20 protein-coding genes and 2 tRNA genes are annotated in these 24,128 nt (G+C 41.1%); 16 read left to right on the forward strand and 6 right to left on the reverse strand.

Annotated elements, in window-relative coordinates:
* Nucleotides 1-15: 15 nt before the first annotated feature.
* Both GP480_RS02450 and mutL read left to right on the forward strand, forming a co-directional pair.
* Complete coding sequence (locus GP480_RS02450) at nucleotides 16-2,157, forward strand: hypothetical protein (protein ID WP_160095563.1); 2,142 nt, start codon at nucleotides 16-18, stop codon at nucleotides 2,155-2,157.
* A gap of 350 nt (nucleotides 2,158-2,507) precedes the next feature.
* Entirely contained in the window at nucleotides 2,508-4,469 is a 1,962-nt protein-coding gene (mutL, locus tag GP480_RS02455; protein WP_160095565.1) for a DNA mismatch repair endonuclease MutL, read from the forward strand.
* Nucleotides 4,470-4,705: 236 nt separating this feature from the next.
* On the opposite strand, the gene bioB is transcribed toward mutL, so the two are convergent.
* On the reverse strand, nucleotides 4,706-5,686 hold the full coding sequence (gene bioB, locus GP480_RS02460) for a biotin synthase BioB (protein ID WP_410522092.1): 981 nt from the start codon (nucleotides 5,684-5,686) through the stop codon (nucleotides 4,706-4,708).
* A gap of 589 nt (nucleotides 5,687-6,275) precedes the next feature.
* Here bioB and GP480_RS02465 point away from each other — a divergent pair.
* A complete protein-coding gene (locus GP480_RS02465; protein WP_160095567.1) occupies nucleotides 6,276-7,460 on the forward strand; it encodes an aminotransferase class I/II-fold pyridoxal phosphate-dependent enzyme in 1,185 nt (394 codons plus the stop codon).
* Nucleotides 7,457-8,104, forward strand: coding sequence for an alpha/beta fold hydrolase (locus GP480_RS02470; RefSeq protein ID WP_160095569.1), 648 nt, complete (start codon nucleotides 7,457-7,459; stop codon nucleotides 8,102-8,104). Before GP480_RS02465 ends, GP480_RS02470 begins: the two co-directional genes overlap by 4 nt.
* Before the next feature lie 122 nt (nucleotides 8,105-8,226).
* Here GP480_RS02470 and bioC read toward each other — a convergent pair whose 3' ends face one another.
* Complete coding sequence (bioC, locus tag GP480_RS02475) at nucleotides 8,227-8,979, reverse strand: malonyl-ACP O-methyltransferase BioC (RefSeq protein ID WP_160095571.1); 753 nt, start codon at nucleotides 8,977-8,979, stop codon at nucleotides 8,227-8,229.
* Nucleotides 8,980-9,503: 524 nt separating this feature from the next.
* On the opposite strand from bioC, the gene bioD reads away from it, so the two are divergent.
* The 11 genes from bioD (at nucleotide 9,504) to secD (ending at nucleotide 20,008) form a co-directional block, all read left to right on the forward strand.
* A complete protein-coding gene (gene bioD, locus GP480_RS02480; RefSeq protein WP_160095573.1) occupies nucleotides 9,504-10,229 on the forward strand; it encodes an ATP-dependent dethiobiotin synthetase BioD in 726 nt (241 codons plus the stop codon).
* A gap of 196 nt (nucleotides 10,230-10,425) precedes the next feature.
* Nucleotides 10,426-11,769, forward strand: coding sequence for an adenosylmethionine--8-amino-7-oxononanoate transaminase (bioA, locus tag GP480_RS02485; RefSeq protein WP_160095575.1), 1,344 nt, complete (start codon nucleotides 10,426-10,428; stop codon nucleotides 11,767-11,769).
* 189 nt (nucleotides 11,770-11,958) lie between these two features.
* A tRNA-Val gene (locus GP480_RS02490) sits at nucleotides 11,959-12,032 on the forward strand.
* Nucleotides 12,033-12,141: 109 nt separating this feature from the next.
* The gene (locus GP480_RS02495) at nucleotides 12,142-12,360 is read left to right on the forward strand and encodes a hypothetical protein (RefSeq protein ID WP_160095577.1); all 219 of its coding nucleotides are present in this window, start codon (nucleotides 12,142-12,144) and stop codon (nucleotides 12,358-12,360) included.
* A 235-nt stretch (nucleotides 12,361-12,595) separates the two neighbouring features.
* The gene (gene coxB / locus GP480_RS02500; RefSeq protein ID WP_160095579.1) at nucleotides 12,596-13,363 is read left to right on the forward strand and encodes a cytochrome c oxidase subunit II; all 768 of its coding nucleotides are present in this window, start codon (nucleotides 12,596-12,598) and stop codon (nucleotides 13,361-13,363) included.
* Nucleotides 13,364-13,400: 37 nt separating this feature from the next.
* Complete coding sequence (gene ctaD, locus GP480_RS02505) at nucleotides 13,401-14,960, forward strand: cytochrome c oxidase subunit I (protein WP_160095581.1); 1,560 nt, start codon at nucleotides 13,401-13,403, stop codon at nucleotides 14,958-14,960.
* Between the two features lie 10 nt (nucleotides 14,961-14,970).
* Nucleotides 14,971-15,879: a heme o synthase gene (gene cyoE, locus GP480_RS02510; RefSeq protein ID WP_160095583.1), complete on the forward strand. Its 909-nt coding sequence runs from the start codon at nucleotides 14,971-14,973 to the stop codon at nucleotides 15,877-15,879.
* Nucleotides 15,880-15,893: 14 nt separating this feature from the next.
* The gene (gene petA / locus GP480_RS02515; protein ID WP_160095585.1) at nucleotides 15,894-16,415 is read left to right on the forward strand and encodes a ubiquinol-cytochrome c reductase iron-sulfur subunit; all 522 of its coding nucleotides are present in this window, start codon (nucleotides 15,894-15,896) and stop codon (nucleotides 16,413-16,415) included.
* Nucleotides 16,408-17,640, forward strand: coding sequence for a cytochrome b (locus tag GP480_RS02520; protein ID WP_160095587.1), 1,233 nt, complete (start codon nucleotides 16,408-16,410; stop codon nucleotides 17,638-17,640). Before petA ends, GP480_RS02520 begins: the two co-directional genes overlap by 8 nt.
* Nucleotides 17,641-17,651: 11 nt before the next feature.
* Nucleotides 17,652-18,422, forward strand: coding sequence for a cytochrome c1 (locus GP480_RS02525; RefSeq protein WP_160095589.1), 771 nt, complete (start codon nucleotides 17,652-17,654; stop codon nucleotides 18,420-18,422).
* Between the two features lie 56 nt (nucleotides 18,423-18,478).
* Nucleotides 18,479-20,008: a protein translocase subunit SecD gene (gene secD, locus GP480_RS02530; RefSeq protein WP_160095591.1), complete on the forward strand. Its 1,530-nt coding sequence runs from the start codon at nucleotides 18,479-18,481 to the stop codon at nucleotides 20,006-20,008.
* 203 nt (nucleotides 20,009-20,211) lie between these two features.
* On the opposite strand, the gene ubiG is transcribed toward secD, so the two are convergent.
* A complete protein-coding gene (ubiG, locus tag GP480_RS02535; protein ID WP_160095593.1) occupies nucleotides 20,212-20,901 on the reverse strand; it encodes a bifunctional 2-polyprenyl-6-hydroxyphenol methylase/3-demethylubiquinol 3-O-methyltransferase UbiG in 690 nt (229 codons plus the stop codon).
* Nucleotides 20,902-21,071: 170 nt separating this feature from the next.
* Here ubiG and GP480_RS02540 point away from each other — a divergent pair.
* Nucleotides 21,072-21,145 (forward strand) — tRNA-Arg (locus GP480_RS02540).
* 266 nt (nucleotides 21,146-21,411) lie between these two features.
* On the opposite strand, the gene GP480_RS02545 is transcribed toward GP480_RS02540, so the two are convergent.
* From GP480_RS02545 to rpmF, 3 genes are all read right to left on the reverse strand, one after another.
* Entirely contained in the window at nucleotides 21,412-22,347 is a 936-nt protein-coding gene (locus GP480_RS02545; RefSeq protein ID WP_160095595.1) for a beta-ketoacyl-ACP synthase III, read from the reverse strand.
* 434 nt (nucleotides 22,348-22,781) lie between these two features.
* Nucleotides 22,782-23,813: a phosphate acyltransferase PlsX gene (plsX, locus tag GP480_RS02550; RefSeq protein ID WP_160095597.1), complete on the reverse strand. Its 1,032-nt coding sequence runs from the start codon at nucleotides 23,811-23,813 to the stop codon at nucleotides 22,782-22,784.
* Nucleotides 23,814-23,859: 46 nt separating this feature from the next.
* Nucleotides 23,860-24,051 carry a 50S ribosomal protein L32 gene (gene rpmF / locus GP480_RS02555; RefSeq protein WP_160095599.1) on the reverse strand — a complete coding sequence of 64 codons (192 nt, stop codon included), beginning with the start codon at nucleotides 24,049-24,051 and terminating at the stop codon, nucleotides 23,860-23,862.
* Nucleotides 24,052-24,128 lie beyond the last annotated feature (77 nt).

A 24,128-nucleotide genomic window follows, 5' to 3' on the forward strand; every position in this document is an offset into this window, starting at 1 on the left:
TGATTTAGATACGCGATGCAGAGTGTTCGTTATGCACCTTTCCTAACTGGAGAATTTTCAGAGGCACTATACTCAATAGCACAAATAAGCTCCTTATTGATTCGAGCCATACAGCAAAGGAGAGCACCCCTTGCTGAACAGCAGGCTCTATTAGAGGAAGCGCTTGCTCTCCACAGTGAGTTTGCTGCTGAACAGTCAAAACTCAAAGAGTTAGGTAATCCTGATAGGCGAGAGATTGTTAAGTGTCGTGATGGACTTCTCAAGTGTCTTAAACAATGTGTAAAACACATTAAACCAAATGAAAACGGTACTCCTCCTCTTTCCAGGAAAAAAGCGGCACACATAGCAGATATGCTTCAAGGGACCTGCTTCCAATTTGTAGGGACCTTAGCACAGGGCGCGCCCCATCTACCAAAGGTTGTACGTGAGATATTAAGCGTCATGCTACTAGATCATGCAGGGCTTGTGCAAAGGGCTGTAAACGCAGAGACTGCTTCCGAGTTAGCGACAATAATGGAAGATGCCGTACGTGGAGCGCTGATGACGACGAGGGCGGCGATGTCAGGCCATTTCGTACTTGCTCTGGAGCAACAGGTAGCAACTACTCCAGGCCTCACTCCAACACCAGGCCATGGCCATGAACGCGAGAGAGCGCTGCTCTACGATTTGCTTACAAATACCAATGAATCGCTGAGGCAGAGTGTCACTGCCTCTATTCACATGGCGCGCCCAAATCTAGAGGAGGAGGTAGCACAGGAAATGGAGAGAAGTTCGGAAGAACAGCAGGAAGTAGAAACATCTGCTGAGCAGGAATCCAGTGTGGAAGAACTTACCTCCGATGAAAGAGCTGAGATTGAGACAGATCCAGAAATGCCTCCCCTTGAGGGGTCTGAGGAGGATCTTTCTGCAGACGTAGAAGCTCAAGCAACCGAAGCTAGTCCAACCGAAGGTGCTGAACAAGAGGAATCAACACCTTCAGAACCTTCAACACCTGAGGATCAAGAGGTGTCTGAGATACTCTACGCTGCGGAAAAAGCGGTTACGCAGGAAGACAAAAAAGCAACACCTGATCCGGAACAAATACCAGAAAATAAAAAAAGAAAGCTTGCCACGAAACGCGCAGTACTACCTTCAGAAAAAAAAGGTGAAGAAGAGAAGCAAAGAACAGAAGGAGAAGGAACTCAAACACCTGGCTTTCTTGACAGCTTATTACTAAGGGCTCTCGACTTGGCCGGCGCCATTACGCGCACCCTACTGAATTTTATACAGCAAGTCGTAAGTGGGGAGTTTGTTAGGAGAATGTTTCAAAGAAGTAGTTCCTCCGAGCCAGAGTCACAAGCTACTAAAGAGGGACAAGACCCTCAACGGGAACAATCAGCTCAACTTAAGCCTGACACAGCAGAAAAAACATCACACACTGCAGTACCTGATCCCCAAGCTTCCACTAAATCACCTAAGACATTCACATATGAAAGAACTAGGCTGACTAGATCCTTCTCCGAAAGTGACCTCACGAAACATAGTAAACCTGCAACGCTGGATGAATTATTAAAATCAATACCAGTTCAGGAAAGAGTATCTGGTAAAGGTACACAAGAGCAAGCAACTAGCAAAGGTGATAGACCTATCCCTCCTCCACCTCCATTACCTGATCCCATTGCTACAACAACACCTGAGGTGGTTGTACGCCGTCCAATAACGCAAGAGCATAGACCATCACCTGTTGACCAGATGATGGTCGAACTGCAAGCACGACTTCAGGCAGGAAGTGGGCTAAAACCAGCAACGCCACGTGCTCCTTCACCGAAGGCGATTGAAAGACAGATAGCTCCTACTCCGCGAGAACAACTGATGCAGCAGCTTTCTCAAGTACTCGCACAAAGAAGTTCTAGGTCGCCAAGTCCAACTCGAGAAAGTTCTAGCACTCCTTCACCAGAGCCATGCACACCACCAAGCGCTGACTCACCAGCAGCCCCATCCGAGACACAATATCACACACCTACTCCACCAAGCCCTGAAACTATCCCAGTAGCACAACTAGCTGTAGCGGCCGCGGGTTTGGAAGGCGTCAAATCACATGGAACAGCGCCAGAAGGCTCAGTCAAAGCGCCTGGAACTGGAGGCACAGATGTGAAACCAGAATCACCTCAAAGGTGATTCTGGATGTATTGGAGGCGAAACATTTGGCCTCCAATAATAGCTACGGCGCACGTATAAACAATGTATATTTACAGATTATTCGATAAAACAAGGCTTACACTTAAAGAGCACGCAAACTAGCAGAGAGTCTGGTACACTGAAATGGATTCGCGTTCGCACAACCGATAAGCTGCTAAAATATCCAACACAAGCAAAGTGAATTTGCGTTGGAATACCATGTAAACTAGCAAAATATCCAACACACTAAAGAGTAGAAAAATTATTTCTGTACTATGTATGAACAATAACGTTTAAAATAAGGGTACGATTATTCCCTCGGAATTATAGAACGCACTTTCATAAACGCAGTGAAGATACAGGTACTTCCAATAGAAATAATAAATGAGATCGCCGCGGGTGAAATCCTCGAGAAGCCTGCCAACGCTGTTAAGGAACTCGTTGAAAATGCCATAGATGCGGGCTCGACAAGTATCAAAATTGAGCTAGAAGAGGTAGGCAGGAATCTCATTCGTGTCACCGATAATGGTTTGGGAATCCCAAAAGAGGACCTACCTCTAGCAATAGAGAAGCATGCAACATCAAAACTGAATACAAAGGATCTTTATGATATTAATTACCTAGGTTTTCGAGGAGAAGCCTTACATTCAATCGCGGTCACTTCCGAGATGAAGATTGCCTCCTGTTTCAATGGAGACGGGTACGTCATCGATGCTCAGACAAAAGAAATAAAACCTCATCATATAAAATGCGGTACGGTGGTTGAAGTAAGGAAACTTTTTCACAATATACCGAATAAACTGCGTTTCTTGAGAAGTGAAAAGACAGAACTCTCGTCCATAACTGAGCTCTTAAATAGGCTAGCCCTAGTAAACCCTAGTATTGCGTTTGAACTCATATCAAATGGTAGGCAGGTACTGGATTACCAAGCTACAACCCCACTAAAACGGATGGAACAGCTAAAAGTCTTGGGCAAGGAATTTGTCGAGAACATGATCCATATTAAGCACACAAACGATGGCATCTCCGGTGAACTATTTTTAGGGTTACCTACTCTCACTCAAAAGAAAAATAACAGTCTTATTTTTGTGAACGGTAGGCCGGTAAAGGACGGCCTAATTTCGTCTGTAATGAGGCATGCATATAACGATTACATCCCAAAAAATACATACCCAATTGCTGTTGTTTTCATCAGGATTCAGAACAACGATGTAGATGTCAATATCCATCCCAATAAATCTGAAGTAAAATTCCGCGACCCTCAGGTAATTAGAAAATTTCTCCTTTCAGTGACCAGTAAGAACCTGACACAATGTAGCCATAGTACCTCCACAACCGTTGCAAACCGTGCATTTGAGAGATTTAATCAACTAGTCGAAAAGCAAAGCAATTTTCACAACGAAACTGGATCAAAAATAACAAGAAATCATTCGCTTTACCTACCTGAAGAGAGAAAAGTGACTGTACAGCCAGAAGAATGTGCAAAACAATTTGAGCATAAAACAAATCTGGATTTTGATCATACGCAAAACAACCAAGAGCCATTTCACTTTTCAACGGACCCATTGGAGGAATCACTCTCCATGATAAATAACAAAAAAACTCCTGATGGGTATCCGAACAAACTTCCGTTAGGACAGCAACAAAGCCCTTCCTCAAGCTCCTTACATGAAAAGCAAAACACTTCGTTCTTGCAGCAACAAGTAAGGAAGACAAACCGTTGCGAGCAGCTGCAAGATGAGAAGCACTTCGAAACTTTCGGAAAGTTTAAGTGCCAGATACACGGGACTTTTATAATCACAGAAACAGAGAACGAAATGATTATAATAGATCAGCACGCAGCACACGAACGTATACTGTATGAACAGATGAAGAATAGCATTACTTCACCTGGGCAAAACTTACTAATAGCAGAGTTCATACCACTTAGCGAAAGAGTAGTCGAGATACTGTCTCTCAACGGAGAAAAGCTCAAGGAAATCGGTTTAGTAGTCGAGCGCGTCAGTCATTGTGCCGTCATGGTAAATTCGCTACCTGAAGTATTTAAAAACACACCCACAAACGAACTAATAGAAGAAGTCGCTTCCCTGCTAGAAGAAGACATTGAGCCCAGGACGCTTCTTGAAAGAATATATGCAAATATAGCATGCAAAAGAGCTATAAAGGCAAACCATAATCTCACAAGAGAAGAAATAGAAGAGCTATTAAAACTTATGGAGAATATTCCACATACAGGCCAGTGTAATCACGGACGCCCTACGCATATTCGTCTTCCGAGGAAAGAGATTGAAAAACTATTTCTCCGTTCTTGAAGTACGCAAAAAAAACTTGTCAGCAAATCATCCGCTATAGTGACACAAGAATGAAAGAGTCCGAAATTGCACTTAACCACAATTGATACATGCGCTTTAAGACCTTCAAAAAGAAAGAACGGCTTCCACTAAGCTGTATCATAACGTTTCTTAGAATGGATCTATTTGTCGTATGACCGAAACATATGAATACGTAGCATCTATACCGGGAACAATCCGTAGACGAGAGACTTTCTCTATAATCCTGAATTAATGGCACAGTCAACAGCTGTTTTACTCTTCTCTCTAAGGAGACCTAATTTAAAGAAGAGTTTTTCGTCTCTCTGTGGGTCAGAGTTGGCAGATGTAAGAAGCTTTTCGCCATAGAAAACGGAATTTGCACCTGCAATAAAACACAAAGCTTGTAATTCATCCGACATGCTTTCCCTCCCTGCAGAGAGCCTTACATAAGATTTAGGAAACATAATCCTGGCAAGCGCAATAATCCTTACGAAATCTAAAGGATCAACGGCATTCTTTCCCTCTAGCGGGGTCCCTGGAATTGGGATGAGCTTGTTTATGGGTATTGATTCAGGCGGAAAACTCAGGTGGGAAAGCTCAACAAGCATCTTTATACGGTCTTCATTGCTCTCACCCATCCCTAAAATACCCCCGGAGCAAATCTTCAAACCAGCTTTAGCGACATTCTTTAAGGTTTCTATTCTGTCGCCGAAGCTTCTAGTAGTGATTATTTTAGAATAGTATTCTTGTGAAGTATCAATATTGTGATTGTAAAAATCCAAACCAGCTGCTTTAAGAGAAACAGCTTGCTCAAGAGAAAGAAGACCTAGCGAAGCACAGGTTTCTAATCCGAGCTTCTTGATTCCGGAAATCATTTTACAGACTATGTCCAAATCTTTTCCGCGTGGACCGCGCCAGGCAGCGCCAATGCAGAATCTCGTAGCACCGAGCTCAACCGCTCTCTCCGCTGCTTCAAGTACTTTTTCAACTTTCATTACAGGCTCCTTTTCCAGTCCTGTTTTATAGTGCGCAGACTGCGGGCAGTAAGAACAATTCTCTGGACATCCACCAGTCTTAACACTAAGCAACATAGAAAGCTGGACCTGATTATGCGGGAAATTTTCTCTATGCACACGCTGAGCAGAATAAAGAAGATCTAAAAAAGGAAGGTGGAATAACTCCTCAGCTTCGGAGAATTGCCAAACTTTCGTCATAATATCCGCAGAACTCGGCACCATTGTACCACCCTCGTTAGAAGAAATGAATCCTCGCTGTGTTTGAGGGTGTACAAACAACTAGTTCAATATTTCTAGATATTATTTCTATCACGTAAACCAGTTTCTATACAAAAGTCTAGTTTGAACTATTCAGAACACCCTATTAAACTCGCCTAAAAGCAAAGGGCCCTGATCCTAATTCTTAAAGATCACACTATTATCTTTACCTACATCAATTCCCGATTACTTAGACTGTTGCCATCAGAAACTGAACCTAATAAAGCATTAGAGCTTCCAACCGTTCCACATAGCACCAACAACACTCATCATTGCTAATCGAAACACACCTTTTAACCGTCTCTTTGCCAAGGAAGTGAATCTGTAAATTGTAAATAGTGTATTATCCCCTCAGATGACAGAGAGCATTTTTAAAATTCACCTCCTACAATACAAGCAGTCCAGTGCTGCCACAGTAAATTCATTTTATGAAAACGTATCATGTGGTCGCAAAACGATCATAAGTAAAAGTGACATTTGCGAAGAAACGACTGTAGAATTACCCAAATCAATTGAAAATCTCTAATTCTTTATGGGAGAGGTTTCAGACAATATATTATCTTGCTACGCAGATTTTCTTACACAAAGAAGGACAAAGAATCTTTATCGCAAGCTTGAGACGTGCACAAATGAAAGGGATTACATTAATTTCTCATCAAACGATTACCTTGGCTTGAGTAAATCTAGGGAGGCATTAGAGGCTGCCTACTTGTATGGTTTCAAGGGTGGGATCGGTGCAACTGGATCAAGGCTTCTCTCAGGAAACAACGAAATTTTTAAAGAACTTGAAGAACGAATCGCAAAGGACAAAAATACCGAAGCTGCTTTGGTAATGGGTTCAGGTTTTCAAACAAATGTAACGGTGCTTTCCAGTCTTCTCGATAAATCTGTTCTTGGTCAAAGAGCAATTGTTTTCTTCGATAGGTTGAATCACTCCAGCCTGTACCACGCAATACTTCTTGCTGGTGCAGAAATGGTCCGCTATACGCACTGCAATATGGAAGATCTTTCCCGATTAATGGAAAGATACTCTACGGACAAACGCCCAAAATTCGTAGTGACGGAGACATTATTCGGAATGGATGGCGATGTGCAAGATATAGGACGCATACTTACTTTAACACATCAACACAAGGCGGTGCTGTACCTAGACGAAGCTCATGCTACAGGTATCCTTGGAAAAAATGGATACGGTCTCTCAACTAACTTTGACCTTTCGGGGATCACGCATGTCGTCATGGGAACATTTAGTAAAGCAATTGGGGTCTTCGGAAGCTATATCGCATCTTCTACATTGATAAAAAACTACCTAATCAACAAATGCCCTGGCTTGATATATTCAACCGCACTTCCACCCATGTTGCTCGGTGCAATAACGAAAGCATGGGAAACAGTAGCACTCTTAGATGAAGAAAGAAAAATACTCCTAGAAATGGCAGATAAAGTAAGAGAGTTTCTCAACCAAGAAGGATACAATACCGGAAATTCAACCAATCACATAATTCCCATTATACTTAGAGAAGAAGAAAAAGTACTCGAAGCAAAGAAAAAACTTCTCGAAAAAGGAATAATTGTTTCTGCTGTGCGCCCACCAACTGTACCTCTGAACACGTCGAGAATTCGGATAGCACTATGTACATTCCACACTAATGATGACATTGCTCGCCTTATTCAAGGCATAAAAAGCATTAAAAACCTACTCGAGGACACTACATGAGTAAGAAAGTAATACTCTTATGTCACGGTTGGGGTTTCGATCAAAAATTTTGGTCACCGATGATACAGCTCTTTGCAAAAGATGAGATCAAACTACTTAACTTAGGATACTTCGGGACTGAGATCACTGACCAAGTGATAGAAACAGATACAAATTACGTGGGAATAGGCCATTCGCTTGGGATGGCAAAACTCATCCTGCTTTTTGGAAACAGACTCAACCGCATCATAGGCATCAACGGTTTTGTAAACTTCCTAGGAAAGAACACCAAGTTACGAAATAAGAGAACATATGAGCTCACAAAGATGCTTCAAGCTTTCAAACACGACCCACATGGTACGTTGCAAAATTTCCACATAAGGGCCCTTAAAGATGCTAAAGACATTCAAAAGCAACTCCCAAGCGGCAAAATGGATATACAAAAACTTCTTACCGACTTAGAGAATTTGACGTCGCCTATCTCAGTACCAGAGATACCAACACTTATTCTAGGTAGCATCTCGGATCGCATCGTGCCGGTGGAAATTCTATATGACAACTTTTCCAATCACGAAATAATACTTTTTGAAAGAGGCGGACATAATTTAATAGGCTCACTACCGTCTTCAACCTATGGCTTGATAGAGAGATTTCTGCGAATTTAACGTAGGTTTCACTTTTAAAACTGCACCGTCGCATCGCTGACTTCTACGACAGTTGCTTACAGTTTTACAATATCAAAGTGAAGTAGAAAGCTAGATCACATTTTTTACGTGTCTAGAGATAACTAAAAACGTGACCACGAAACTATCCCAAACATTACTGAGTATTTTGAAAAAAATTCACCATACGCATGTTTTAAAACTTTCCTCAAGTGATATGCGTTGAACCCAGCTGGCGAATAGTTAGAACCAAGTTGTCTCATATACCTTATAAACTCCTTTGGTGAGGCAAACCGCATATCGAAATTGCACACTTCCCAAGTAAATAATGTCGGGGAAGTATCCATTATCGCTAACTCTACTTCTTCGGATGAAAGATAGTGTAATCCTGGCGACGGTAAAGAAAGTTCGTGAAAGAGTCTACTCCACTCGTATAGTGAAGGCTGAACAAGTATCGAAAATGCAAATGCTTTGCTCAGTCTACAGGCACTCTTCAAGACTGTTACGGGGTCTGAACTCCAGTGTATTGCCATACTGGAAGCAATGAGATCAAATACGGAAAATTTGACTTTCAACATATCACCCAAGATTGTAGATACATTTTCTCCGACCGTTTCTCTCGCACGATCAAGCATGGCATACGATATATCATTCATCGTATAAGTAGCATAAGGAAACTCCGAGAGTAACAATCTTGTCAAGCAACCAGTCCCAGCACCAATATCCAGCACGGATGCCGGTACGAAATGCGGGAGCCTCTCTCGTAGCATTGCAACCAACTTGTAACAACACTCTTTTTGTATTTTTGCCACGAGGTCGTAAGAACAACTTGCTCTACTAAAGTTTGCTGCTACTTTATCGTTCTGTATGTCTGGCATCTACAATCAGTAAGTGGCATATGCAATCATATCACTTGATCTGTTTTCTATGTACTTGGAAAAGCACTACACAGAGCAGCAACCGTAAACACCGTGCATAACTCCAGTGAGATCCCTTCATCTTCATATACCAATTACAGGATGTACAGTTGGGTAATAAAGTTCAAATGCAGAGAAATACAACTCACTCCTCACGATTGTCAGTGAATTAGCATTGCGTGAAAAAACATCATAGCACGTCTCCACACATTGGCATCTTAAACACAAAATCGCTTACGGAAGCCAAACATTTACAAATTCAAAAAGCAACAACTAATATCGCTCGCTTGTGAGTGCATAAAATATATAATATAGATCTACGAAGCCTCACGTGTTTCGGCATCAACCATTACGGCATGAGAGAAAGTAGATATATGTTAGGACGTCCGAAACAGCTTTAGCGAATCACAAGCGAGGACATATTGAAGTACTAACACAGTGTAATTTATATAAACAAGCGATTCTCTGTATTAGCTGAATGAAACATGGCTATCTTTGTCACTGGAACAGATACAAATGTTGGCAAGACAATAATAAGCAGTTGGATATGTTTGCACCTGGGCTGGGATTATTTTAAGCCGATACAAACCGGAAATAGTAGCGACAACGGATTTATTTTCAGTATTACGGGCGTGCCAACCTATGATTCGATTTTTTCCTTCCCTGAGCCAATTGCACCACATGTCGCGGCTAAGATAAACGGAAGACCAATTGATATTTTTAAGATTCAGCTACCTAAACACAGGAAGGGCCTTGGCGAAAAAATACACTCTATTCCAACCATAGAGCACGAGCAAAGCAAATTCATCAGCGCAGCTACTCAAGTAAAGGACCGGGAAAAGGAAAATAACAACGTTGTTATCGAGGGTGCTGGAGGAGTCCTTGTACCATTACAGGAAAACGGAATTAAAATGGTGGATCTAATTCAACACCTAAAAGTACCAGTAATAATTGTATCGCGCTCTACTTTAGGCACAATTAATCACACTTTACTTACTCTTGAAGCACTGCGGGCTAGAGAAATAAAAGTTCTCGGCGTAGTAATAAACTCAACGTGCGAGGACTTTTTGGAATACAATTCGAAAGCAATAGCAGAATACGGTTCGACCAAGATCTTAGCCACTTTTCCGCACTTAAAAGAAGTAACCAGAGATAGCATCCTCAGCATACAGATGCATGATTCGATGAAGGCACTGCTGAAATCACACTAAAACGCAAAAATTTTTCACTGCTTTAATGACTCTTAAAGCGAGATATTTTTGCATGCATCATACAAAATTCGAGCCACATGAATTATTACTTCAAACGAACAAATTTTCACTTCTTTAAAATATTAAGCTAACTTGTGTTTAAACAGTGACAGTAGTAGAATCCGTACGAAACCACCTGCACAGCCATATTTGAGATATGCATCAACATAATAAAACAGCCACCTTAGCTGGAAGGGATAAGAGCATCATTTGGCATCCACTTACACAAGAAAAAACTTCTTCTCCATCAATAGCAATAATTAAGGGAGAGGGTGAGTACTTATATGACGAGCAGAACAAAAAATATTTGGACCTTATATCGAGTTGGTGGGTAAACCTACATGGCCACGCTAATCCAGTTATCGCACGTGCAATATATGAACAGGCTCTGAAACTTGAACAAGTAATTTTTGCCGGTTTTACGCACGATCAAGCTGTCCAACTATGCGAAAACCTTAAAGTAGAATTACCTGAGAACCTTACGAGATTTTTTTTCTCTGATAACGGATCTACATCGGTTGAGGTGGCGTTAAAAATCGCATTGCAGTTCTGGAAAAACTCAGGTGAAAAGCGACGGGATATTTTTATCTCATTTGATAAGGGCTATCATGGGGATACTGTCGGTGCGATGAGCCTGGGAGCCTCATCTGGCTTTTTCGATCAATATAAGAAAATTCTATTCGAAGTAGCTCATGTACCTTTCCCTGCAACCTGGGAAAACGACCCAGATGTAGAGAGAAAGGAAAAGGCTTCATTAAACGCAGTCCGAAACCTTCTAGAAAAAAATTTAAACCGAGTAGCAGGTTTCATAGCTGAACCACTAGTACAAGGGGCTGGAGGTATGCGGATGTGCCGACATAAGTATCTAGAGCAGTGTGTAGAGTTGTTCAGAGAATATGGGGTACTCATCATATTTGATGAAGTCATGACTGGCTTTTATCGTACAGGCAAAATGTTCGCTCTGGATTACATTCCTACCAAACCAGACATTTTATGTCTCTCAAAGGGCTTAACAGGTGGCTTTTTGCCACTTTCACTCACAATTACAAGTGAGAGAGTATACAACGCATTCTTATCTGATGACTTTAGCAGTGCACTAATTCATAGCCACTCTTATACTGCAAATCCACTAGGCTGCGCAGCTGGTATTGCCTCCCTAGAATTACTAAAAAGTACAAGCACGCTCGACAAAATTGCTCACATTGAACAACTACATAGGAATTTCATTTGTGATCTGAAACTTGCGTTACGAGAAGTGATTAAAGCAGAAAGGGTTTGTGGAACCATTGTAGCATTCAATCTCTTTTCAGAAGAGTGCAACTACAGTCACGTGATCGCAGCAAAACTAAAAGAAATATTCATGAAAGAAGGACTACTGATAAGACCACTCGGAAATACGATTTACTTAATGCCGCCTTACTGCATCTCTGAGAAAGTCCTTAAAGAAACATATTGGAAAATCATAGAGCTAATTAGCTCTGTTACAGCCTCTTTTGCGTAGTTGCATCTTTCATATAGTTGCGCTGGTAACACTGCAAGAACTTACTTTTTTCACATTTAATGGATTTGTCTATTGCGATTTCCATTTATACGTCACACAGTTGTCTTCCTAACATAGCTGCCGAATCGCCATCCATAGATACTTGGACTTCCCTATAACGAAAATTTTGCGTACTATTAAGTCTTATTTGGGTGGTTAGCTCAATTGGTTAGAGCACTTGCTTGACGTGCAAGAGGTTGTTGGTTCGAGTCCAGTACTACCCAGTCGCATTTATTTGTGAGGCATTCATACGTTCAACAGAAGATAAAGTGTAGAGCTTTGTTTTCTGCTTTGTTGCAACAAAGCAACGTACCTTTTAGGTGAGGAGTAGTTTTGTTTGAAATCGTTAACAAGGCTTTTGAAGATATTGATAAGATAGAAATCCTCTTACAGTTGGGCGTAAATGTGATGGAGCAGAGTCAAATCAAAAATCAGCTCTTATCATTGGAGAAAAAGATCGATGAAATATGTCGTTTGGATCTTCCGGAGAAGCTCAAGCTTGATCTAATAGCAGCGTTAAAAAAGTTGCTAAGAAAAATACATTTATCTTAAATAATAAAAAATAACCCCTTATGTTGAGTGTAGGTTTTTGTTCTTGTGCAGGAGAGAGATATGATAAAAGTAAATTTTGTAATATTATAAATTAGTAAAATAAGAATATTGTTTCATTAATCTTACTTTTACTCAACTTATCTGCGAGTATTACCATTATCAGTACGTTTGTGATATTAAAAATCTTCTATTCGTGTTGTATAATAAGCCAAATCTTTAGGATCGACGTTGTTTTATGCAGAAGCTTGTTTTAATACTCATTTTTCTGTTTCCAGTTTTCGCTTTTGGTGAACAACTTGGACAACCCCATGAATGGCAACTTGGATTCCAGCGATCAGCTAGCCCTGTGATGGACTATATCAATGACTTCCATAATCTGATGCTGATAATCATGGTTTGCATTGCCGCTGCGGTTAATGCTCTTCTTCTATATACTGTCATCCGGTTTAATAAGAAGAGAAATCCGTCTCCCTCTAAGACATCACACAACACTTTGCTGGAGATTGTGTGGACGGTGATACCGGTGCTTATCGTGTTAGGTATCTCTGTTCCTTCCTTGAAGGTGCTAAAGTACGAGGAGCATATTCCAGATGCGGAAATGACAGTCAAAGTTATTGGACATCAATGGTATTGGACATACAACTATCCCGATCACAATGAAATTACTTTTGACAGCAATTTGAAGCATGATTTAGATGAGGGTGAGCCTCGATTACTAGCTGTGGATAATAACCTCGTCTTACCTATTGATACGACAGTAAGGATTCAAATCACTTCTGATGATGTAATACACAGTTGGGCAGTACCATCACTTGGAATAAAAAAGGATGCGGTCCCTGGAAGACTAAATGAGACCTGGGTTCGCATTAACAAGGAAGGTACTTATTACGGACAGTGCTCTGAGCTTTGCGGTATACTCCATGGTTTTATGCCTATAGCTGTGACTGCTGTAAGCAAAGAAGCATTCGAGGAATGGGTTACTCAAGCGAAGGATAGTTTTTAGTTTTGGAGATTAGTTAAGGTTAATTATTGTAATTGTTATGGATAAACACTCAGAGGTCCCTAGGGGCATAAGGCGCTGGCTTTTTTCGACAAATCACAAAGACATAGGTACGTTGTACATTATTCTTTCTATAGTTGGGGGAATTGTAGGTGGGCTTTTCTCGTTGATGTTACGTGCACAACTTGCACACCTAGATGTCTTTATGGGTAACTATCAACTCTATAACGTATCTATAACTGCTCATGCAGCGGTTATGGTGTTCTTCATGCTTATGCCAGCACTTATAGCTGGATTTGGAAACTGGTTCGTTCCACTCATGATCGGAGCACCAGATATGTGTTTTCCAAGGCTGAACAACATCAGTTTTTGGATACTCTTTTTCTCATTAGTGATTATCGTCATGTCTGCACTTATTGGCGAAGGACCGGGTACAGGTTGGACATTTTATCCACCACTTTCAGGAATTCATTTTCACCCTGATGTATCCATTGATTTAGCAGTTTTCGGTTTGCATTTAGCTGGTATTTCATCAATTCTCGGGGCTATCAACTTTATTGCAACTATACTAAACATGCGTGCACCAGGCATGACATTGTTCAAGATGCCGCTTTTTGTGTGGTCCATTTTCGTCACATCTGTACTAGTGCTCATAGTGATGCCGGTTCTAGCTGGTTGTCTTATGATGTTGCTCACCGACCGTAACTTAGGTACAGCTTTTTTCGAGGTCGCAGGCGGAGGTGATCCACTTCTTTTCCAGCATTTGTTTTGGTTTTTTGGCCATCCAGAAGTTTATATTATTATCCTTCCTGCGTTTGGTATTGTTAGTGAAGTTGTGTCCACCTTTTCGCAAAAACCGGTTTTTGGTTACAAAGGTATGGTCGCCGCAATGGCAGTCATTGGCATAATTGGTTGTTTTGTATGGGCTCACCACATGTTTGTTACAGGTATTAATTTCAACGCCCTAGCCTACTTCACCATTGCAACAATGCTAGTTGGTGTTCCCACAGGCATAAAAGTCTTTAGTTGGATAGCAACAATGTGGGGTGGCTCAATAGATCTTAAAGCACCTATGCTTTTCGCTATAGGATTTATGTTCTTGTTTGTTATTGGCGGTGTTACAGGTATTGCACTTTCGAATTCCGCGTTAGATAAGGCTCTGCATGACACATACTATGTTGTTGGACATTTTCACTATGTGATGTCAATTGCAGCACTGTTCGTCGTATACAGCGCCTTCTATTACTGGATTGGTAAAATGTCAGGGAGGCAATACAATGAGTGCTTTGCCAAAATCCATTTTTGGATTACGCTCATTAGCGTAAATGTGATATTCATACCACACCACTTTTTAGGTCTAGCAGGTATGCCAAGAAGGATACCTGATTATCCGGATGCATTTATTCCATGGAACTATGTTTCTTCTTTTGGTGCGGTGCTTGGGTTTGGATCAGCATTGTTTTTCGTGTTTATAGTTTTTCATACACTTTACAAAGGAAAAAAATGTGAGGCCAATCCTTGGGGTGGCAAGACTCTTGAATGGACTGTATCATCCCCTCCTCCGTTTCACTCATTTAAGAAGCAACCTGTAATAGAATAGCGTTGGCAAGGTGTTTCGGATTGTATCTAAGATTGATTGGCTGACTGTGAGGGCGTATTTCGCCCTCCTAAAGCCTCGTGTTGTCAGTTTGGTCACTTTTACAGCAGTGGCTGGTGCTATGCTTGCGTATTTTTCTGGATATTATGCACCTTTTTTTTCGGTATTCACTGCTATTTTTTGCACTGCTGTAGGTTCTGGCGCGGCCGGCGCATTGAATATGTATTATGATCGTGATATAGACGCGATCATGAGCCGGACAAGCAGAAGGCCTATCCCCCAAGGTAAGATTTCACCAGGAGCGGCATTAATCTTCGGACTAGTGCTCTTTGCGTTGTCTGTGCTACTAATGGAGTTAGCAGTGAATCACTTATCCGCCGTTCTCTTGTCCATAGCAGTGTTTTACTACTCTGTGATTTACACGGTCTACTTGAAGAGACGTACACCTCAAAATATCGTCGTAGGGGGTGGAGCTGGAGCATTTCCGCCGATGATCGGATGGGCAGCTGTAACTAATCATATCGGCGTAGAAAGTTTAGTTCTTTTTTTAATAATATTTCTCTGGACGCCCCCGCATTTTTGGGCATTAGCATTAAAGAACTCAAGTGAATATGAGGCCGCTGGAATCCCTATGTTGCCGGTTACCTCTGGAGTCAAGGCAACAAAAATGCAAATATTGTGTTACTCTATCCTTTTATTTATAACCTCAATCTTACCGTACCTTCTAAGATTCTCTGGTGTGACCTATGTGATCGTGACCCTCATACTTGGATTTGTCTTTTTGTATTATGCGATTAATGTTTATCTAGACGAGAAGAAGTGTATGAAGTTATTCTATTACTCCGTGTTATACTTGTTCCTGCTTTTTGGAACATTGATTCTTGATGCTGCTTTGTCCACGGCATTTGGTGTGGTTATTTAATTTTCTGTAGACAGATGGTAGATAAGAAAAGAAGAGATTTCATAGTTACAACTACGGTTGCTTTTGGTGCTGGCGGCGCTATTGCTGCTACCTGGCCCTTACTTAAGTCGTTTGGTCCCTCCGCGGATGTGCTTGCGACAGCAACAAGAGAAGTGGATATAAGCAGTGTGGAGCCTGGTCAGAGTGTGAAGGTTCTATGGCAAGGGAAACCGGTCTACATAAGGAACAGGACAGAAGAAGAAATAAAAATAGCGCAAAACGCCGATCTTGCTTCTCTTAAAGATCCTGAACTTGACGCCGTACGTGTAAAACCGAACAAGGAAAATTGGCTTGTAGTAGTTGGCGTGTGTACGCACCTTGGGTGTGTACCTCTTAGTAATGCCAATGGAACCTTCTTCTGTCCTTGCCACGGATCGCACTATGATACTTCTGGCAGGGTTGTTTCCGGCCCAGCACCAACCAATCTTATTGTGCCGGATTATTATTTCATCAACGATACAACAGTGATAATAGGAGCAAAAGAAAAAAATGTCTGATACTGAAAGTACCCTAAAGGAAAATTCTGGTGTTATAGGATGGATAGAACATAGGTTACCTGTCTTCTCGTTCTTGAGGGAGTTTCTTGTTGATTACAGAGCACCAAAGAACCTAAGTATTTTTTGGAATTTCGGTATATTGGCTGCGTTATCATTGGGAATCCAGCTTCTTACGGGAATATTTCTAGCTATGCATTATGATCCGAATGCTGCCAATGCGTTCGCAAGTGTGGAACATATAACCAGAGATGTTAATTTTGGATGGCTACTTAGATACTCACACCAAGTTGGAGCATCAATGTTTTTCGCCGTGGTATACATTCATATCTTCCGGGGATTGTATTATGGTTCATATAAAAACCCACGAGAGCTGCTCTGGATAATTGGTGTCGTAATATACTTATGCATGATGGCCACTGGCTTTCTTGGATATGTTCTCCCATGGGGTCAGATGAGTTTTTGGGGAGCAACCGTGATAACTAATTTCTTCTCAGCGATCCCTGTTTTCGGAGAATCAATAGTGCAGTGGATTTGGGGTGGGTTTGCTGTGGGAAATCCTACCTTGAATAAATTTTTTGCCTTACATTACCTTTTTCCGTTCATTATAGTTGCACTAGCGTGCCTGCATATGGTTGCCTTACATAAGTTTGGTTCGAATAATCCATCTGGAATAGAAGTAGCATCTATAAAGGAGACCGTCCCTTTTCATCCGTATTATACTGCTAAGGACTTTGTGACAATTGTACTGTTTTTCCTTGTATTTTCGGGATTTGTATTTTTTGCGCCTGATTATCTAGGACACCCGGATAATTTTATTGAGGCAGATCCACTGGTTACTCCAAGTCATATAGTCCCAGAATGGTATTTTCTGCCTTTCTATGCAATTTTACGCGCAATTCCAAGCAAACTCGGAGGAGTGATAGCTCTGCTTTCTTCAGTTCTAATACTAGTAGCAGTACCATGGCTGGATACTTCAAAAGTTAAAAGTGGTAGGTACCGTCCACTTTTCAAAAAATTCTTTTTTGTCTTCGTGGTGAATTTTCTATTTTTGATTTGGTTAGGCGGTAGAGAAGCTGTGGAGCCCTACATAAGTATGAGCAGAGTGGCAACACTGTACTACTTCAGTTATTTTATGCTTGTACTGCCTATATTAGGGAAGCTTGAAAAAACACTACCGTTGCCACAGAGTATTGAAGATAGCATCAGGGAGAGCAACAAAAATTAGGTCCATTAAATATGAAAAAATATTTTTTTATTGCTCTTTTGCTTTGTCAAGTTTCTGCACTTGCAAGCGAGGGGAATTTTAAACCGGAAGAGCCAGTCAAGATGCCTTGGTCGTTTGAAGGACCGCTTGGTACATTCGATAAGCAGAGTATAAGGCGCGGTCTGAAAGTGTATCAACAGGTCTGTGCGGCTTGCCACTCACTTAATAGAATATCGTTCCGCCACCTTCTGGGTGCTGGTTTTACGCTAGAAGAGGCTAAGTCAATAGCATCGGAGTATCAGGTGAAGGATGGTCCTAATGATGATGGTGAATATTATGAACGCCCGGGTGTGCTCTCGGACTACTTTGTTCCTCCTTATGCAAACAGAAAGGCAGCAGAGGCAGCAAATAATGGTGCATATCCACCGGATTTATCGCTCATTGCACGTGGTAGAATGGGCGGGGCAAATTACTTATACTCTCTTTTGATTGGATTCACAGATGAGGAAGCACCTGAAGGACTATACAGTAACCCATATTTTTCCACTGGTAAAATTGCTATGGCGCCACCTCTGTTTCAAGATATTATGTCCTATGAGGACGGTACACCAGCTACAGTCGAGCAAATGGCTTTTGATGTAGTACATTTCCTCCACTGGGCATCCGAATACGAGATGGAATACCGCAAGAGACTCGGATTGAAGGTGATGGGATTTCTTTCGATATTGCTAGTGCTCTCGTGGGTTTCAAACAAACGCATTTGGAAAGATATTAAGCAGGCAAGTAATGATGGCACATCATAAATGGATTTCTCATATTATAATAGCCAGGTTTTTATCGCTTTTATTATATTAATCCAATGCGTTCGTTGCGCGTAAGGTATTTCCTTCTGTTGTTTCTTTTTCTGGCTTCTGCCTTCGTTGTTTGGGGTAATTTTTCTTCTGGACCAAATAAAAAAATTAATCTTGGATTAGATTTGCGCGGAGGTGTAAGTATTACGATGTCTATAAATCGCACCGAATACATTCACGAGAAACTGCGCAGGCTTGTCTCTGAAATCTTAGAATTTGCAAAAGAAAAAGGTATAAAAATCAAAAAAATTGGGATTGATGACTCAAACCAAATAATTTCGATCTCGCTTGAACAGTCGGAAGAAAACAATATCGCGGTTATAAGGGATTTTTTTAAAACTTCTGACGAAATAGTGTTTGATAGCATCGATCAGAAACGTGCGTATATGCAACTTTCGTATTCCGAACGCTACCTCAACGAAATAAATAAGAAATTGCTTGAAGATTCCATAAATAACCTTAGGAGACGAGTAGATGAGTTCGGTGTAAGAGAGACATTGATTTATTCACTCGGTGGAGACCGTATTGCAATAGAAGTCCCCGGTCTGAACGATCCAGAAGAACTAGTAACACTACTTGGTAAAACAGCAAAGCTGAGTTTCCATATGGTCGTCAATGACACTTCGACGATCCTGGGCAAATTTTTTCTGAAGGATAAATTCGGTAGGAGTTTGCCACTTGAGAGAACATCCTCTCTTACTGGGGATCTCCTGGACGATGCTAGCGTTGCGTTTAGTCAAAGGGGTGCACCGGTAGTGCGATTCAAATTCAATGCCTATGGCACAAAAAAACTAGACCAACTATCAAGAGCTAACGTAGGAAGAGCAATGGCAATAGTACTGGATGACGTTGTCCTGACTGCACCTATAATTCGCGATCCGATCATCAATGGACGTGGTGAAATATCCGGCAATTTCAACGTTAAGGAAGCCAAAGAACTTGCGCTACTGCTCAAGTCTGGTTCTTTACCTGCAGAACTTACGGTAATCGAACAGAGAGCTATTGGACCTTCACTTGGCGCGGAGGCAATACTTTTAGGAAAAAGGGCTAGCGTCCTTGCGATATTGTTAGTAGTAGCATTCATGTTATTTGCGTATGGGTGGTATGGTGTGGCTGCAACTATAGCACTAATAGTAAATCTGACACTACTGGTGGCAAGCTTGACATTACTAGAAGCAACACTCACTCTTCCAGGAATCGCTGGATTAATACTTACAATAGGCATGGCAGTCGATGCAAATGTACTTATTTTTGAGCGGATGCGGGAGGAATTCAAAAGGACGGGTGTCCTAAGAAATTCATTCATGAATGGCTTCGAAAATGCAAAAGCAACAATTTTTGACGCAAACATTACCACAATGCTTGCTGCACTTATGATGATTTTCGTTGGTTCTGGTCCCATCAGAAGTTTTGCTGTTACACTGTCCCTTGGAATCATCACTTCAGTTTTTTCATCAATTTTTGTGACGAGAGTATTACTGGAAGCGTTTATGGTATTCAAAAAACCATCCAAGTCAAACTATGGCGGTTCTCCCTAGATTATAGATTTGATGTTAAGATACCGAGCCATCTTTCTATAATCATGAGCAAAGTCAGGACGCTCTCTCTGGTCGTATGTGTGCACTTTCTTAACAGGAGAACTCTAAGCACGTGACCATTTGTACAAACGGTGCCACACAATATACGTAAAAGAGCCATGGTAGTGTCAAATTCCCAACAACCTCAAAGATAAAGTTACACTTTATTTTTTGCGCATTGCAAAACCCATATAGTTCATTGAAACATCACTGCTTGAGCTCCAGGAGTCGGATAAAATACAATAAGTTAGACCCCTGATACCGCTTATTTCTAAGCCAGAACATTCAAAAAATTTGTTCAATTCAGAAGGGCGTAAAAATCTTTTCCAGGAATGGGTATGCTTTGGAACAAGCCCAAGGATATATTCTGCTGTAAGGATACCAAGTAAAAACGATTTCACGGTTTTATTTAAAGTAGAAAAAAAGACTTTCCCTCCTGGAAGCAAGATTTCTGCAGAAAGACGTATAAACTCCTCGAGATTATCAATGTGCTCCACCACTTCCATGATACATATGACATCAAACTGACTATCATTTTGTTGCACATAATCTTCTAACGACGTGGCAAAATATTTTACTTCACCTCTACCATGATTGGCAGCAACATTTATGCTCTTGCTACATGGGTCTATTGCTGTCACAATTCCCCCTAGACTCGCCAAATCTTCAGAAAGAATTCCACCCCCACAACCTATATCGAGTATTCTCTTACCTACTATATCTTCATGACCTAGTATGTATCGCACTCGCATTTTATTCATTTTGTGAAGCATCCCAAAACTGCCATCAGCAGTGTGCCACTCATCGGCAAGAGCCGCAAACTTTTCTATTTCTTTTTTATTTACAGTCGTCATTTATTCACAGAATTACTCTTTCTCCTTCAATTGGCATCATAACGCATGGTGTGTATTCAAAGAAGTGACAAAACATTCTACTTAAATACGTTATGAAGCAAAAGCAATAACTTGCAATGCCTCTCTTTCAAGTTTTACAAAATGTAAGTTTCCTTTATACTTTAGACTGGGGTCCCGTAGCTCAGTAGGATAGAGCAACAGATTCCTAATCTGTGTGTCGTGTGTTCGAATCGCACCGGGATCATTAGTTTAAAACAGAATTTTGTCATTCTCATTTAAAGGAACCGTACTGTTTATCATTCTTCACTTTCCTGAATGTAGTCTTACACGTCTATTTACGAGAGGAATATTGGTAACTTGCTACTTTGCTCAGTTCCTTTATTTCGCCTGGGTTTTCACTATCAATTCCTAGTGAATTGTCACGAAAGCTACTTTCCTCCAATAATGCATTGGAGATCTACCCCGCTATATGCTAGTAAGAAAGCCGTACTAACATGAACAGTGAGTCTTTTAATACTCAAAAATTGTTACACCATAGGTAAATCCAGCACCCATAGCCGCAAAAAGTATTTTAGTACCCTTTTTTAGCGGTGCTTGAGAATTCATATAAGCTAGTGTAATTGGTATTGACGCAGCAGAGGTGTTTGCGTAGCGATCCACAGTGACAACAACTTTAGAGCGATCTATACCTATTTTCTCACCTATAAGCTCTATAATTCTTATATTAGCCTGGTGCATTACAAAATAGTCTAGGTCCTCAACCCTAATAGCACTTGTTTTGAGCGCCTCACCTATGGCAGAAGTTAATCTTTTGACAGCCGCTTCAAACACACTTCGACCATTCATTTTAAGCATTCCACCCACTTCTGCCAAAAGTGCTTCTCCAATGGAAGAATCACAAGCCATTTGCTCGTACAATATCCCACCAGAATTACCAGCTGATACCAATACGGCACCTGCACCATCACCAAAGAGAACACAAGTATTTCGATCATTCCAATCAATGATTGTGGACATGGCTTCTGCTCCAACTAAAAGTACTTTAGAAACCTTCTCAGACGCGATCATTGCATCAACAATTGAGAGAGCATATAGAAATCCAGTACATGCAGCATTGATATCAAAAGACACGATATGTCTCTCTATGCCTAATCTTGCCTGTAACATATTTGCAACTGCAGGTAACCTTTTATTAGCAGTACACGTCGCGACAATTATCGCATCAATATCTTTTTGGGAAAAATGCATCGCCTTTTCAAGACAGTCCAAAGATGCTCTCAAGGCAAGTTCACATACATCTTCTTCATCGACTATATACCTGGTTCTGATCCCAGTACGCTTAAGGATCCACTCATCAGATGTATCAACCAACTCCTCAAGGTCAAAATTAGTAAGCACTCTTTTTGGTAAATAGCAACCAAAACTCAAGAAATTAGTTTTCTTCATTATAATCCTGTGTAAAAATCCATGAACACATGTCAAATGCCACTCATCTCTTATCGTCTAGGGTCGAGTAAAACTACAGTAGGGTGCAAAAAAGCATATGTCTAACGCAATAAAACAACATATCGCAGGCACAAAAAGTCGTATTCGTGTAGATATAGCAAGTCCTTTTCTCGCAACCTCTTTGACAGAACGAGATTCACAGCCCTCTTTACCACCTCTTTCTGAAAAATACACTTACCTATTGCAAGATCAAACAAACATTGCAGAAGTTTTTCTCACACGAATTACGTAAAAGCCTCATAAAAAAACACACTACCAATAGGATACACAACCTAAACACAGACGTATGCAACCATACATTTCACACTCGTTTATGACAAGACCCCAATGCAAGCTCAAGCTCTTAGAGTGACGGCAAGTACAAATAGTACTTTCTAATCAATCGTGCAAATACTATCAATAATTCTGGAATTAAGATTATTTGTTACGAGTTTCACAGCCGCTCCTATTGCGTTAGCGAAAGCAATACTATCAGAACTTCCATGGGCTTTTACTGCCACTCCATTCACACCTATTAACATCGCCCCATTTCTGAGATCAGGATTAAACCTAGATATTGATTTCTTCAAGCTTTTTGCTAGAATCAGTCCCATCAATTTAGAGAGCAAAGAAGTCCTAGTCGTACCGATAATACTATCCCTAAGCAGATGAAAAATGCTCTCAGCCGTCTTGAGCATAACATTCCCTGTGAAACCATCACTGACAACGACATCTACATTACCTCCAAGTACATCAGAAGGCTCAGCATAACCTATAAAAGTAAAGTCCTCATCACTCCTTTCATTCAGTAAATGAAAAGCCTCTTTCACAGCATCAGTACCTTTGTTTTCTTCAACGCCAACATTCAAGAGTGCCACCTTGGGATTTTTCACACCCAGCGCTGCCCTTGCAAAAGCAGAACCCATAAAGGCAAATTGATATAAAACATCTGAGCTGCAATCTAGGTTCGCACCAAGATCCAAAACAACCACTTCACCCTTTTTTGTTGGAAGGGTTGTAACAATAGCCGGCCTATATATATTTTCTAGCATCCCTAACAGTATCTTTGATATCCCCATAAACGCCCCTGTGTTTCCGGCAGACACAACACAGTGAGAAGCCTTTTCTCTCACATCTTGAACAGCTTTATACATGCTCGAGCCTTTCTTTCTCACTGCAGAAGAGGGCTTATCATGAGACATCACGACATCATCAGCATGGATAATTTCACAACTTTCCACTAAATGAGCGTTAGCCTTAGACGACAAGCAGCGCTCAATAGACGGAGAGTTGCCAAAGAACCTAAAGAAAACCGAAGAGGGATTTTGCCGAAGATATAAAGAAGCAGCACGAAGAATCTCATCAGGTGCTCTATCCCCGCCCATAGTATCAAGGGCAACTATAACCTTGCGCCCTACCTGATCCATCACATAAACCGGTACTGCCACAGCAAGAGCCCCTCAATTGAGAGAATCAACTAGAAACGGCCTTCCCTTTTGGAGAAAGAACCCGCCTACCGTTATAAAAACCATCCAACGACACATGGTGCGGCCGCTGAAACTCTCCTGTAGTTTTATTAACAACAATATTCTCAGGTCGGAGGGCATCATGAGAACGTCTCTTACCACGTCTCGCTGGAGTGGTCTTTCTCTTTGGAACGGGCATAACAGAGTTAAAAAGTCTTCACGTTGAGAGGATTATATTACGAGGTGCACCCTAAAACAAGACTTTCCTCTTTAAGT

It is taken from the genome of Neorickettsia findlayensis, from assembly GCF_009856525.1.
Classification (GTDB): domain Bacteria; phylum Pseudomonadota; class Alphaproteobacteria; order Rickettsiales; family Anaplasmataceae; genus Neorickettsia; species Neorickettsia findlayensis.

Coding starts and splice junctions, on each gene's coding strand:
- GP480_RS02545 (WP_160095595.1), bottom strand. CDS start 22,347: ATGAAGAAAACTAATTTCTTGAGTTTTGGTTGCTATTTACCAAAAAGA.
- GP480_RS02520 (WP_160095587.1), top strand. CDS start 16,408: ATGTCTGATACTGAAAGTACCCTAAAGGAAAATTCTGGTGTTATAGGA.
- rpmF (WP_160095599.1), bottom strand. CDS start 24,051: ATGCCCGTTCCAAAGAGAAAGACCACTCCAGCGAGACGTGGTAAGAGA.
- bioA (WP_160095575.1), top strand. CDS start 10,426: ATGCATCAACATAATAAAACAGCCACCTTAGCTGGAAGGGATAAGAGC.
- GP480_RS02465 (WP_160095567.1), top strand. CDS start 6,276: ATGGGAGAGGTTTCAGACAATATATTATCTTGCTACGCAGATTTTCTT.
- GP480_RS02525 (WP_160095589.1), top strand. CDS start 17,652: ATGAAAAAATATTTTTTTATTGCTCTTTTGCTTTGTCAAGTTTCTGCA.
- petA (WP_160095585.1), top strand. CDS start 15,894: ATGGTAGATAAGAAAAGAAGAGATTTCATAGTTACAACTACGGTTGCT.
- secD (WP_160095591.1), top strand. CDS start 18,479: ATGCGTTCGTTGCGCGTAAGGTATTTCCTTCTGTTGTTTCTTTTTCTG.
- bioD (WP_160095573.1), top strand. CDS start 9,504: ATGGCTATCTTTGTCACTGGAACAGATACAAATGTTGGCAAGACAATA.
- bioC (WP_160095571.1), bottom strand. CDS start 8,979: ATGCCAGACATACAGAACGATAAAGTAGCAGCAAACTTTAGTAGAGCA.
- ubiG (WP_160095593.1), bottom strand. CDS start 20,901: ATGACGACTGTAAATAAAAAAGAAATAGAAAAGTTTGCGGCTCTTGCC.
- plsX (WP_160095597.1), bottom strand. CDS start 23,813: ATGGATCAGGTAGGGCGCAAGGTTATAGTTGCCCTTGATACTATGGGC.
- GP480_RS02470 (WP_160095569.1), top strand. CDS start 7,457: ATGAGTAAGAAAGTAATACTCTTATGTCACGGTTGGGGTTTCGATCAA.
- ctaD (WP_160095581.1), top strand. CDS start 13,401: ATGGATAAACACTCAGAGGTCCCTAGGGGCATAAGGCGCTGGCTTTTT.
- coxB (WP_160095579.1), top strand. CDS start 12,596: ATGCAGAAGCTTGTTTTAATACTCATTTTTCTGTTTCCAGTTTTCGCT.
- GP480_RS02450 (WP_160095563.1), top strand. CDS start 16: ATGCAGAGTGTTCGTTATGCACCTTTCCTAACTGGAGAATTTTCAGAG.